The sequence below is a fragment of the Paraburkholderia sp. GAS333 genome, assembly GCF_050435665.1.
Classification (GTDB): Bacteria; Pseudomonadota; Gammaproteobacteria; order Burkholderiales; family Burkholderiaceae; genus Paraburkholderia; species Paraburkholderia fungorum_A.
The window spans coordinates 428385-440940 of record NZ_JBNDKS010000004.1 but is presented as its reverse complement, the minus strand read 5'-3'; the positions used below and the strand labels follow the sequence as shown (position 1 = coordinate 440940).

Genomic DNA, 12556 nt, shown 5'->3' with positions numbered 1-12556 from the left:
TCAAACAGCGCCTCAAGCTCCCTCCAGCGGCACCCCGCCAAACGCCTGCCTTTGCGCCAGCGACACAAAAGTCTGCGCATCGCGCGCCGCCAGCACCACCGCCGCCATTCCGAAGAACTCGTGCGTCGCGCCGCGATAATTGCGATGCTCGACCGCCACGCCCGCGCTGCGCAGTTTCTGCGCGAGCTTCTCGCCGTCCGAGCGCAGCGGATCGATGCCGGCCGTGACGATTACCGTCGGCGGCAACCCGGACAGATCGGCGCTCACCACGTCGATCAACGGACTCGTCAGATCGCTCTCGCTATTGATCACGTTATGCACGAACCACAGCATCATCGGCTTGCTCAGCGGGCGGGCGTTGCGGTTTTCCTCGTACGACACCGACACGATATTGTTGCTGGCCACCGGATAGATCAGCGCCTGGTGAAGCGGCATCCGCGTGCCGGTCTCACGCGCGCGAATCGACACGTTGATCGCCAGATTGCCGCCTGCGCTCTCGCCCATCACCGCGATCCGGTCCGGGTCGCCGCCCAGGCTCGCGCCGTTTTCGACCAGCCAGTGCCACGCGGCGAACGCGTCGTCGTGGGCGGCGGGCAGGCGGTGTTCAGGGGCCTGGCGATAATGCGCGGAGACGACGATCGCGTTGCTCTGCGCGGCAATCGAACGCGGCGTGGCGTCGTAGGTATCGAGATCGGCGATTACCCAGCCGCCGCCATGAAAATACAGGATCAGCGGAAACGGTCCCTCGCCTTGCGGCCGGTACACCCGGGCCGGATTGCTGCCGATCGCGCCGGGAATCACGATCTCTTCGGTGCGCACCGCTTCCAGTTCCGGCGACGGCCGCGCGCTGAACGCCGGATCGGCCATCAGCTTTTTAACGGCGTCGGCAAGCGTGGGCTGCCGCCTCGCTTCGTCGACGGAGCAATCTTCGATTGGCTTCGGATTGAGACTTTTGAGTGCGCCGAGCACGGCTTTCATGTCGGGGTCGGCATGGCCCGTGGGGTCCAGACCGACCATGCCTTTGATGGTATCGCCAAGTGTCATGGGAAAACTCCTGATGGATGAGCGCATGAATCCATCAGGAGTTGCAACCACCGCCCGACGGCACGCATGCTGTCGGTCACAGCAAGCGCTATTCCCGTCGAAGCGCCGCCCCGCGCGACTTTCAAGCCGACCGAGGTCCGGCTAAGGTCAGACTATTTGCGAGCACCGTCAGCGATTGCCGGTGGTCACGCGCGAGATCCTGTCGATCAACGCCTGCAACGAAACCGGCTTGCCGAGATGCGCGTCGTAACCCGCGCGAATGGCCCGGGTGGCATCCTGCGCACGGCCAAACCCCGTGAGCGCAATGGCCGGCACCGACGCCGCAGCCGGCAGCTTGCGCAGCGCCGCGATCAGCTCGTAACCGTCCATGTCCGGCATGCCGATATCGGACAGGATCAGATCGAACTGCTGATGCCCGGCTACCGCCAGCGCCGCCGCGCCGCTGATTTGCGGCGAGACCAGCGCGCCTTCCATTTCGAGCAGGCTCTGGAATGCCTGCAAGCTTTCCGCCGCGTCGTCCACGAGCAGAATCCGCATGCCGTTGAGCAGGCCCACATCGGCTGATTCCGGGCGGGATTCGGTTTGCACTGGGGCGTTGCTGGCCGGCAGCCAGACCCGGAATCGCGCGCCCCGGCCCACTCCCGCGGAATCGGCCTGCACGTGGCCGCCGTGCATTTCGGTCAGTTGCCTGACGAGCGCGAGGCCGATCCCGAGCCCGCCGCTGTGCCGCCGATGCGAACCCTCCGCCTGGCTGAACATGTCGAACACGTTCGGCAAAAATGCCGGCTCGATACCGCGACCGGTGTCGCTCACCTCGACGCACGCGTACCCGTCTTCGCGCGTGAGACTCACCACGACCCGCCCGCCAGCCGGCGTGAACTTCACCGCGTTGCTGACGAGATTCCACAGAATCTGTTCGAAGCGCACCGCGTCGGCGTCGATAACGCACGGCTCGGAGACGCCCTCCACGGTCACGCTGACCTGATTGGCCTGCGCATCGGCCTCAAGCGTGCCGCTCACCGCGACCATGATCGCCGCGATATCGACGCGCGTTCGCTCCAGCGTCAGCTTGCCGGTACGCACGCGCGACAGATCGAGCAGATCGTCGATGATCTTCGCGAGGCTGATGACCGAGCGGCGGATCGCGTCGGCTGCGTCGCGCACCACCGGCAGCGCCTGGGTGGACGGCGCGCGGTCGAGCATGTCCGCCTTCACATGAATCAGATTCAGCGGGTTCTTCAACTCGTGCGACAGCACCGCGAGGAATTCGTCCTTCAGACGGCTGGCCGCTTCGACCTTCTGCCGCACCGAGCGCTCGAGCGACATCCTGTGCTGTTCGATCGTGTCGGCGTTTTTGCGCTGCGTCAGATCGAGCACGATCTTCGCGAAACCGCTAAAACTCTGCGACGCGATCGGTACGGTTACGCCGCTGCAATAGAGCCGCGTGCCGTTCTTATGGAGATACCAGCGCTCCTCTTCCGCGCGGCCGTCTTTCTGCGCGCGTTGCCGTTCGATCGAGAAGTCGATCGATTCGCGTTCCTCGGGCAGATAAAGCGGCGCGAGCGTCTGGCCGGTCATTTCCCGCTCGCCATAACCGAAGATGCGTTGCGCGCCCTTGTTCCACGTCACCACGCGGCCGTCCTGATCCAGCACGATGATCGCGAAATCGTCGGTGCTTTGCGCGGCCAGATGCAGACGTTCTTCGCCGACGCGCACCAGCTGTTCCGCGCGCCGCAGCGCCGAAATATCGACCATGGTCAGCACCGCGCCGTCGATGTGGTCGTCGGTGGTGCGATACGGCGACAGCCGCGTGAGGAAATACCGCCCGTCGGTGCCGCGAATCTCGCGCTCGATCAGTTGCAGCGATTCGAACACGGTCGAGGTATCGTCCGCGAGTTGCGGATAATCGAGCCGGTGCGTGATGTCGTTCAACGGGCGGCCGATATCGGACGGAATCACGTTGAACAATTCGGTCGCGGCGGGCGTATAGCGCTTGATGCGCATTTCCCGGTCGACGAACAACGTCGCGATGCCGGTCGACGCGATCACATTCTGCAGGTCGTCCTTCGCCTTGCCGGTTTCCTCGATCTTGGCCTGCAACTCGGCGTTGACGGTGAACAGCTCCTCGTTCAGCGATTGCAGTTCTTCCTTGCTGGTTTCGAGTTCCTCGGTCGCCGCGCGCAATTCTTCGTTGATTGCCTGCAATTCTTCGTTCGACGCCTTCAACTCTTCCGTCGATGCTTCCGACTGCTCGACCGTAGTCCGCAATTCCTGTTTCGTGCGATGCAATTCGTCTTCGAGATGTACCAGCAACGAGTCATGGCCCGCGCTGGCCGGCTGCGGGCGTTGCGCGCCAACCGCAGTCGCGGCGGTGATCGTCTCGAACAGCACCAGCGCGAACTCCGGCGCGTCGTCGGTGCGCCGGTAGGGACGCACGACGACGCGGACCTGGCCGCGCGGCGCGAAGTCGATCGGCTCCGTGGCCGTTTCGTGATTGCCGCGAAACGCCTGGAACAACACTGCGCGCAATTGCAGACGCAACGCGGGATGCACCAGCATGATCAGGTTATACGACGGCTCGCCGCGCACGAAACGCAGGTATTCGCCGGCGTGGTCGGACATGTGCAGGATGTTCGCGTCGGTATCGACCACGATGCTCGGCGGCGCATACAACTCGAAAATCCGGTGATGCAACGCCGTGAACGGCATGGCCTGCGGCAATACCGGGGGCGGTCCGATGCTCGCGGCGGCTGTCGCTCCGCCGTGCTGGATGACCGGCATGTTGATCGGCGGCCGCACGGCGGTGGTCACCCGGTTCGCGCGATAAATACGGTTCTTCTTGTCGACCGCCGTGAACAGTTCGCCCGCCGCTTCGGCGGATTCCGAACTGCCGAGCAGCAGATAGCCGCCGGGCTGCAGCGCGAAGTGGAACATTTGCAGCACCTGGCTCTGCACGCTGCGATCGAGGTAGATCAGCAGATTGCGGCACGACACCAGATCGACCCGCGAGAACGGCGGATCGTGCAGCACGTTATGCACGGCGAACAGCACCCGTTCGCGGATTGCCTTGCTCACCCGGAAATGCGTGCGCTCGGGCGTAAAGAATTGCCGCAGATTGTTCGGCGCCACGTCGGCGGTAATCGATTCGGGGTACAGCCCGGCGCGTGCGAATGCGATCGCGCGTTCGTCGATGTCGGTGGCGAAAAGTTGGACCGGAATGCCCTCGTGCCGCTGTGAATGCCCCGCGAGCAGCATGGCGAGCGAATACGCTTCTTCGCCGGTCGCGCAGCCCGCCACCCACGTGCGCACCGCCTCGTCCTCACCCTTGTTCTGGAAAAGCTTCGGCACGATTTCCCGCTCGACGACCTCGAAGGTCTCGCGATCGCGGAAAAAATTCGTCACGCCGATCAGCATGTCCTTGAGCAACGCGGGTATTTCTTCGGGGTGCGTGAGCACGTAGTCGTGATACGCCTGAAGATCGGGAATGCCGTTGACCTGCAAACGCCGTTCGATACGCCGCAAAATGGTCGCGCGTTTGTAGTGACGGAAATCGTGCCCGGTGCGTGCGCGCAACGTGGCGAGCACGCCGAGCAGCGCGCGCTCGGCCGTCGAGGCCGGATCGGCTTTTCTGGGCGCGAGCGTTTCGGGTTCGTCGCTGGCAGACGGAAGGCGAATGGCGCGCGCGTTTTCGGCCAGTTCGCGGAGCTTGCCCGGCATCTCCGCTGCCGGCAGCGCAAGGTCGATCATTCCCGTGGCGAGCGCATTCTGCGGCATCTCGGGATATTCGGCGTCGGCGGGTTCCTGCGCGATCGTCACGCCGCCCTGCTCCTTGACCCGGCCGATTCCGGTCGCGCCGTCCGCGCCGGTGCCCGACAGGACGATCGCGATGGCGCGCTCGCGGTGGGCATCGGCGAGGCTGCGAAAGAACAGGTCGATGGCGACCGGCCGGCCGCGTGGCCGCCCAATGGTTTCAGCGGACGTGAGATGGCCGTTGTCGAACGAAAGATCGTGCGACGGCGAGATCACGTAGACGTGGTTCTTTTCAACCTGCAGCGTGTGTTGCACCTGATGCACCGGCATGCTGGTCGCACGCTGCAACACCTGGTCGGCGCTGCTTGCATGATCGGGCGACAGATGCAGCACGACTACGAAGGCCATGCCCATATCCGCCGATGCGTTTTCGAAGAAGCTCAGCAGCGCCTGCACGCCGCCCGCCGACGCGCCAATGCCGACTACCGGAAAGTCGAGCGCAATGGGGCCGGGCGGGTGGCCGCCCGGTGTCTGTGAGGTTGATTCCGTGCCTGTTTGCGCACTCGCGAGCGCGCCGTCCAGCGCGTTTGATTGAGACGCTCCTGCTTCACTGCCCGCCATACCCATCCTTATGCGCTGCTGCGTGTCAGCCGGCCGCGTCGTGTAGCAGGCCTGGTGTTGCGTTGCCGTTATCGCCTCTTGTCGTGCTGTCGTCGACAAGGCGGCCCTCTGTATCGACTAGCATTGTCGCGTGAGTTGCGCTGCATTGCAAAGAGCCGGATACGCGCACAGATGCGGCGTGTGACGCGCGCACGTGCCTGTTCACGGCACCTGCGCGTCTTCGTCAGCCAAGGTCACTGGTCGTCACCGGGGCGGGCGGTGACCTTCCGCTCATTGCCCCTTCGTGTCGCTGCTGGCGTTCGCGCCCGGGGTGTTGGTGGAGTCGGTCATGGGCTTGGTCGTCTTCTTCGAATGCTTCATATGATGTTTGCTCGAATGCGCCGCGGCACCCGAAGCCATGTCGCCGCCTTCGCGGGTGGTGCCCGCATTGGTGCCGCCGCTCGGGTCGTTGCCGGCAGGGCCGCCACCTCCCGCACCTTGCGCCATCGCGAGCGACGACGCCGCGAGCAACGCTGAAACGAGCACGGCCTGTCCGATCTTCATGGTGAGTTTCATGGCGATTCTCCTGTCCGGAAAGAAAGTGTGGATTACGCCGGCTGGACCAGCCGGAACCGCAAGCCTCGCCATCTTTTCAGCAAGCGATGTGCCGCGACGCGGCAAACGTTTCAAACAGGAGAGAATCGTGTGAGACGGACGCTGCGTAGCGTCAGAGGAGCGCGGCGAACGTTACGGTTCGCAAGCCACCAGCGCGTGCAGTTCGTCGATATTGAAAGGCTTCGCGAGAATCGCCACGCCGAGACGCCGAGCGCGTTCGAGTTCGTCGGCATAGCCGGTCATCAATGCGATTTTCTGCGACGGCCACGAACTGCGGACTTTTTCCGCGAGGTCGATACCGTTGAGCTTGCCCGGCATCTGGATATCGGACAGCACGAGTTCGAAGCGCGCACCGCCGGTAAGCACGTCGAGCGCGTGATCGGCGCTCGGTTCATGGCGGACTTCGCAGCCGAACGTTTCCAGTACGGCCGCGACGCCTGCGGCCACGTCTTCGTTGTCTTCCACCAGCAGAACCACGCCGGCCGGACCCGCAGCCGCCTGCTGCGGCGCCTCGACACTCGCCGCCACCACCCGCTCGCGATGACGCGGCAGATAGATCCGCACCGTCGTGCCGCTGCCCGGCACACTGTCGATCTTCGCCGTGCCGCCCGCCTGCTCGCACATCGACAGCACCTGCGCGAGGCCCAAGCCGGTGCCGGAACCGCGCAGCTTGGTGGTGAACAGCGGCTCGAACGCGCGCCGGGCGACCGCTTCGGGCATGCCCTCGCCGTCGTCGGAACAGGCGATCAGCACGTACTCGCCGTCGGGCAACAGCGTGTCGCTGCTCACCAGACGGTTGTTCTGGCAGCGGATCACGAAGCGGCCGCCGCGCGGCATCGCATCGCGCGCATTGACGGCGAGATTCATGATCGCGAATTCGAGGTCGGTCGGATCGGCCAGCACCGGCCAGACGTTATCGACCATATTCAAAGCCAGTTCTACGTTGTCACCGAGCGCGGCGTCGATCAGCGGCGCGGCGTCGGGCAGCCAGCGCGCGAGTTCCACCTTCTCCTGTTTCAGCGGCTGTTTGCGCGCCACGCTCAGGAGCCGCCGGGTGAGCGATTCGGCGGTGGCGGTCGCGCGTTCCACGGCGAGCACTTCCTTCTCCAGGTTGTTGTAGTTTTTGATGCGCGCGAGTTCGGTGTTGGCCGACACCACCATCAGCAGATTGTTGAAATCGTGCGCGACGTTGGCGACCAGATTGCCGAGCGCGCCCATCCGTTGCAACTGCCGGCTCGACGCCTCGGCCGACAGACGCATCGCCACCTCGCCCTGCCAGCGCTCCCACGCGCGGCGCTCGCCTTCCAGTTGACGCAGCGAATAGAACACCAGCAGCCAGATCGCGATGCACGGCACCGCCGTGAGCGCGGCGATCAACATGAAATGCGCGCGCCACGCAGCGGCAATCGCCGAGGTCGCATAAGCGCTCATCACGTACAGCGGATAGTCGCCCACGCGGCGAAACGCGAGCAGGCGCTCGACGCCGTCGACCGTCGACTTCAGCCGGATGTGCCCGGACAGTTGCCGGTCGCGCATGACCTCGATGAACGCGCTTTGCGTGCCCGGCTTCGCGCCCGGCGGCCACGGCGGATAGCGCACCAGCAGGCTGCCGTCCTGCCGGTACAGGGCGAGCGCGAGCGACGAATCGCCGTCGGTCAGGTCCTGATAGAAGCGCGCAAAGTATTCATTGCGCAGCGCGACCGCCACCACGCCGAGGAACTGCCCGTCCGCGCCCGAGCGGCCATTGGCGGTCGTGAAAACGTGGTTCTTCGACACCGGACCGTACATCGGCAACGAGAAATACGGCTGCGGCCGCATCGCTTTTGCGGAGAGGAAATCTTCGCGCTGTTCGATCGAGATGGACGGTGCGGGATAAGCGAGGCTCGACACCAGCAGGTTGCCATTTGCGCCGAGCAGATAGATGGACGACACCTGCGGAAAGTCGCCGCCGATCTGCCGCAAGCGGTCGTGCAATTCCTGCTGACGCGCGCGAATCTGCGTGTCGTCCGAGTTGCCGAGCAGATCGACCACGCGCGAGGCCATCTGCTGGTTCAGATCCAGCACCTTGACGGCCTGCTCTTCGCTGACGCGCGCGAGGCGGTCGATGACGTCGTTCGAATCGGCGATACGGCGCTGGTAATCGAAGTAGCCGTAGCCTGCGAGGCAGGCCAGCGGAAACAGAATCGACACGGCAAGCACGATCAGGAGCATGCGCCGCGTCGCCGCGAAATTGCGCGACGGCATGGGGAAATCGACTGCGACACGTTCCGCACGCTGCACGGTCACGATCTCCAAGAAAAGTATTTCGGTAGGGTTTTATGCACCTTCATGCACCTGGGTGCTGCGCCCGTGTTCGAGCGCTATTTCCTTTCCCTGAATTTACCGCACTTCCGCAGTTCTCCAAAGCCCGTTTCAGCGGGAAACAGACCATTTTCATGGGGATTTATTCGGGCACACGGATTGCTGAGGCACGGGAAGATTACGGCTTTTATGTCGCCTGAATCGCCTGCCCCCACTCATCGCCCGCACCGTCCGCGAGGAATCGATCATGCCCAGCAACGCACGACGCGTCGCGCAGTTATCGCAATTGCGAACGGATCGCGCAGTGCGCGTCGTGGTCGATGACGAACCTATCCTGCTGGTGCGCGACGGCGACACAGTGCGCGCGTATGCCGCCGACTGCCCGCATGCGGGCGGCCCGCTGGAGGAAGGCGCGATCTGTCATGGCCGGATTATCTGTCCGTGGCACAAGGCTGCATTCGACGTCGCCACCGGCGCGCTGCTCGAACCGCCTGCGTTAGTCGCGCTGGACCGCTATCCGGTCGTCGTCTCCGGCGACGATGTGATGGTGTCTTCGGAGAAGCTTCCGCAACCGGTTTGCCGCGCCACCGCGCGAACCCCTCATTACGTCGTGATCGGCGCAGGCGCTGCCGGTGCGGCCGCGTGCGCGGCGTTGCGCGAAAGCGGTTTTGCTGGCCGCGTCACGCTGATCGGCGAAGAACCGCACGCGCCTTACGATCGCACTGCACTGAGCAAATTCGTTCCGTCGATGGAAATGGCGGTCGCCGACGTGCCGCCACTGCTTGCTGCCGACTGGCTGCAATCGCATGACATCGAGCGGATCGTCACGAAGGTCGTGCGGCTCGACGTGCCGGCGCGCACGCTGCATGTTGAAACCGGCGGCACGCTGACTTACGACACCGCATTGCTCGCCACCGGCAGCGTGCCGAAGATTCCCCACCTCCCCGGTAGCGAACTCGGCGGCGTGCATGTATTGCGTAATCTCGCCGATGCCGCCGCGATTGTCGACGGACTCGGCGAGAGCCCCGATCAGCAGCAGGTCGTGATTCTCGGTAGCAGCTTTATCGGCCTGGAAACCGCGTCGGCGTTGCGCAAAAACGGCACGCCCGTCACCGTGATTTCGCCCGACAAGATCCCGTTTGAAAAACAGTTCGGCGAGCGTGCGGGCGAGATGTTCCGCGCGCTGCACGAACGCAATGGCGTGGTGTTTCGTCTCGGCGCGAAGGTGGCGTCGCTAGAAGGAGAAGAAGGCAACGTGCATGAAGTGATGCTCGAAGGCGGCGAGCACGTTGCCGCCGATCTCGTGCTGCTGGGCACGGGCGTTGCGCCGACAACAGGGTTTGTCGAAGGATTGCCGTTGCAGAAAGACGGCGGCGTGATCGTCAATGCAGGCATGCAGGCAGCGCCCGGTCTATACGCAGCGGGCGATATCGCGGCATTTTCGCTGCACGAGAATCAGGAACCGGTGCGTGTCGAACATTGGCGCGTCGCGCAGCAACATGCGCGAATTGCCGCGGAAAACATGTGCGGCGCGCGACATCGCTACGTGGGCGTACCGTATTTCTGGACCTATCACTTCGGCAAGCGCTTCGAGTATCTCGGCCATTCAAACGACTGGGACGAAATTGTGATCGACGGCGAACTCGAACAGCAGCAATTCGTCGCACTGTATGTCAAGGACGGCAACGTGGCCGCCGTGCTCGCCTGCGAACGCGAAGCGCAAACTGCGCGTCTGATCGATGCGATGCGTCGCGGGCTAACGCGTGCGGACGCATTGACGATCATCTCGTGAAGCGTGCAACGCGATCACTGGTAGCGTCGCGCGCTTTATCGATTCACTGAAGAAACCTGAAGGAGAAGTCGCCATGACAACACATAAGGAAAAGCACCCGCATGCGGACAAGAGCGAAAAGCAGATCGACAAGGAGGTCGAAGACAGCTTTCCCGCCAGCGATCCGCCGTCGACCGGCGGCACCACGAAAATCGTGCCGGACAAGGATGCGAAGCAAAAACCATCCGCGGAAAAGCCTGCCGCGCGCTGAAGCTACGCCAATTCATCCGCTCGGCGCACTCCCGCGTTGAGCGGAACTGACATATCGCGCTACACGTCCACTACAACGAGCGCTTCCGGGTCCGGTTGTTCATGCTCGACCTGCCTGCAAGCCGCCACGATTTCCCGCAACGACGTGGCATAACATTCCGCGCCCATTGCACTTTGCAGATCGACGCTCCACTTCTGCGTATCGTCGAGCGCCCACAGCCCGACCACGATCGATACATGCGGCAGCCGCGCGCGAATCCGCCTGACCAGGTAGCGCAAATGTGACGGAATGCCGTCGATCTGCAAGTAGAGAACGCAGATCACGCCTACGTCGTCCGCTTCGAGATTGTCAATCGATGCACGCGACACCGCGTCGTGCGGTAACGAGCGCGCTGTAAAGCCGTGCTTGCCGAGCAACTGCAACAGGATCGTGGTTGCCAGAGGATCGAGCGGACCGCGTCCGGGAATACACAGCACACGGGTATTGACCGCATCCACTTCGCGCGGCGCAACTCCTGCCGTGGTGAGCGCATTCAGCGCTTCCCTCGCCTTCGTTTCCTTCTGTATCTCGTCCGGCGATGGCCCCACTGCACTCCAGTTTTCCTCCACCACCGGCGGAGCGGGTTCGATATCGTCGTAACTGTCGAGGCCATCCACCAGATCGTTCGTGGTCGCCTCGATTCGCGCGAGTTGCACCGCCGTCACGCTGCCGCGCACGACATCGGTTGCTGCTAGCTGCAAACCCTTGATTGCCACTTCGTCGTAATACGCGGACAGCGAGCGCTCGCGTAACAACGCTTCGGCCTGCTCGATCGCTTCGTCGGGATCGCCTGCCAGAGCCCGCTGGTAAAAGTTTTCGATTGGTGTGAGCGCGGGTTGATCGCCGAGCAATACGTCGAGGAATTCGAGCCGGCGTACATGCCGTCCCAGCACCAGCAGACACAGCGTCAATGGTGTCGACAGAATCAGCCCTATCGGCCCCCAGATCCAGCTCCAGAAAATCGCGGCCACCACTACCGAAAACGGCGACAACCCGGTGCTGCGTCCGTATAGCAGCGGCTCGACCACCTGCCCTGCCACCAACTCCACGGTGACGAACAGCGCCAGCGACCAGATCGCCATCGCCCAACCGGGACTGACGGCGGCTGCGAGCGCAGTGGCGAGCGTAGCCGATATCCAGATGCCGACATACGGCACGAGCCGCAGCAACGCCGCCAGAATGCCCCACAGAATCGGACTCGGCACACCGATCAGAAACAGCCCCGCGCCGATCACGACGCCAAGCCCCGCATTCAGCCCGAGTTGCGAAACGAAATAGCGGCTCAGACGCCGGGCCGCTTCGTCCATCACCGTGGTCGTGCGGTGCAGGTCGCGCGATCCGAACAAACGGATTGCGCGGTCGCGCAGGTCGTCGCGTTGCAGAAGTATCACGATCATTACGACGAACACGATAAACGCGGTTTCCAGCGGACTGATGGCGGGCGACAACACGCGCCTGGCGAGTTCGAATGGCGTCGGCACCGGCTCACGCACTTCGACCGGCACAGCGGACGGCGCCCGTGCGCCCGCAGGCGACGACGCGCTCGGCGTCGCTTCGGGCGGTGGCGGCGGCTCGATGGTCGCGCGTTGCAAAGCCTGACTCGCGACGCTCGCAACGCGGTTCAGTTTGCCGATTGTCAGGCTGTGCACGGCGTCCATCTTTCGTTCGATGGTCACCTGATAGCGCGGCATGCCGGCGGCCAGATCAGTGAGTTGCGTGGCGATTAGCGCGCCGAGCATGCCGATCACCGACATCGATATCAGCATCGCCGCGAACACCGACGCGACATGCCCGAGCCTGAGCCGCGCCAGTGAATCGACCAGCGGCGCAACCAGAAAACTCAGCAGGACTGCCAGCGTGATGGGAATCAGCACCGCGCTTGCAAAGTACAGACACGCCACCGCCGTCACGCCGACACCCAGCGCCACCAGTCCGTCGATGCCGAACGCGGTGGCCGGTGCCTGAATGCGCGCGGCAGGCCGTGCGCTGCGTGGGTCGGTTGAGTCCTTCATTAGATCGCCCGGTGCAATTTTCAATACTTCAATGCAATAGATCGGTTACGTCTCAGGTATGCGGGTAAAGCAGCGGACTGCATGAATTACGAACGCCGATGGCGTTGCGCCCGTGATCCGGCGGCAACAGCATCGGCGTCGCAAGTCGCTGCA

8 protein-coding genes are annotated in these 12556 nt (G+C 63.7%); 3 read left to right on the top strand and 5 right to left on the bottom strand.

Annotation, left to right across the window (positions count from 1 at the left end; genetic code table 11):
* Nucleotides 1–12: 12 nt before the first annotated feature.
* From ABH945_RS23905 to ABH945_RS23895, 3 genes are all read right to left on the bottom strand, one after another.
* Nucleotides 13–1044, bottom strand: a complete 1032-nt coding sequence (locus ABH945_RS23905) for an alpha/beta hydrolase (protein WP_429252141.1) — start codon at nucleotides 1042–1044, stop codon at nucleotides 13–15.
* Nucleotides 1045–1212: 168 nt separating this feature from the next.
* Nucleotides 1213–5415, bottom strand: coding sequence for a CheR family methyltransferase (locus ABH945_RS23900; RefSeq protein WP_429252140.1), 4203 nt, complete (start codon nucleotides 5413–5415; stop codon nucleotides 1213–1215).
* A gap of 270 nt (nucleotides 5416–5685) precedes the next feature.
* A complete protein-coding gene (locus ABH945_RS23895) occupies nucleotides 5686–5958 on the bottom strand; it encodes a hypothetical protein (protein ID WP_429252296.1) in 273 nt (90 codons plus the stop codon).
* A 10-nt stretch (nucleotides 5959–5968) separates the two neighbouring features.
* Here ABH945_RS23895 and ABH945_RS23890 point away from each other — a divergent pair, with 10 nt between their 5' ends.
* On the top strand, nucleotides 5969–6103 hold the full coding sequence (locus ABH945_RS23890) for a hypothetical protein (RefSeq protein ID WP_290439530.1): 135 nt from the start codon (nucleotides 5969–5971) through the stop codon (nucleotides 6101–6103).
* A gap of 38 nt (nucleotides 6104–6141) precedes the next feature.
* On the opposite strand, the gene ABH945_RS23885 is transcribed toward ABH945_RS23890, so the two are convergent.
* Nucleotides 6142–8289 (bottom strand): hybrid sensor histidine kinase/response regulator, encoded by a 2148-nt coding sequence (locus tag ABH945_RS23885; RefSeq protein ID WP_171910333.1) that lies wholly within the window; start codon nucleotides 8287–8289, stop codon nucleotides 6142–6144.
* Between the two features lie 268 nt (nucleotides 8290–8557).
* Here ABH945_RS23885 and ABH945_RS23880 point away from each other — a divergent pair, with 268 nt between their 5' ends.
* Together ABH945_RS23880 and ABH945_RS23875 are read left to right on the top strand one after the other, a co-directional pair.
* Entirely contained in the window at nucleotides 8558–10102 is a 1545-nt protein-coding gene (locus ABH945_RS23880) for an FAD-dependent oxidoreductase (protein ID WP_429252139.1), read from the top strand.
* Nucleotides 10103–10175: 73 nt separating this feature from the next.
* A complete protein-coding gene (locus ABH945_RS23875; protein WP_429252138.1) occupies nucleotides 10176–10352 on the top strand; it encodes a hypothetical protein in 177 nt (58 codons plus the stop codon).
* Nucleotides 10353–10411: 59 nt separating this feature from the next.
* Here the strand turns inward: ABH945_RS23875 and ABH945_RS23870 are convergent, their stop codons facing one another.
* Nucleotides 10412–12403, bottom strand: a complete 1992-nt coding sequence (locus tag ABH945_RS23870; protein ID WP_429252137.1) for an AI-2E family transporter — start codon at nucleotides 12401–12403, stop codon at nucleotides 10412–10414.
* Nucleotides 12404–12556 lie beyond the last annotated feature (153 nt).

Bases quoted from the DNA above. Each gene is read 5' to 3' on its own strand.
- ABH945_RS23890 (WP_290439530.1), top strand. From the start codon at position 5,969: ATGGCGATTCTCCTGTCCGGAAAGAAAGTGTGGATTACGCCGGCTGGA.
- ABH945_RS23895 (WP_429252296.1), bottom strand. From the start codon at position 5,958: ATGAAGATCGGACAGGCCGTGCTCGTTTCAGCGTTGCTCGCGGCGTCG.
- ABH945_RS23905 (WP_429252141.1), bottom strand. From the start codon at position 1,044: ATGACACTTGGCGATACCATCAAAGGCATGGTCGGTCTGGACCCCACG.
- ABH945_RS23875 (WP_429252138.1), top strand. From the start codon at position 10,176: ATGACAACACATAAGGAAAAGCACCCGCATGCGGACAAGAGCGAAAAG.
- ABH945_RS23870 (WP_429252137.1), bottom strand. From the start codon at position 12,403: ATGAAGGACTCAACCGACCCACGCAGCGCACGGCCTGCCGCGCGCATT.
- ABH945_RS23880 (WP_429252139.1), top strand. From the start codon at position 8,558: ATGCCCAGCAACGCACGACGCGTCGCGCAGTTATCGCAATTGCGAACG.
- ABH945_RS23900 (WP_429252140.1), bottom strand. From the start codon at position 5,415: ATGGCGGGCAGTGAAGCAGGAGCGTCTCAATCAAACGCGCTGGACGGC.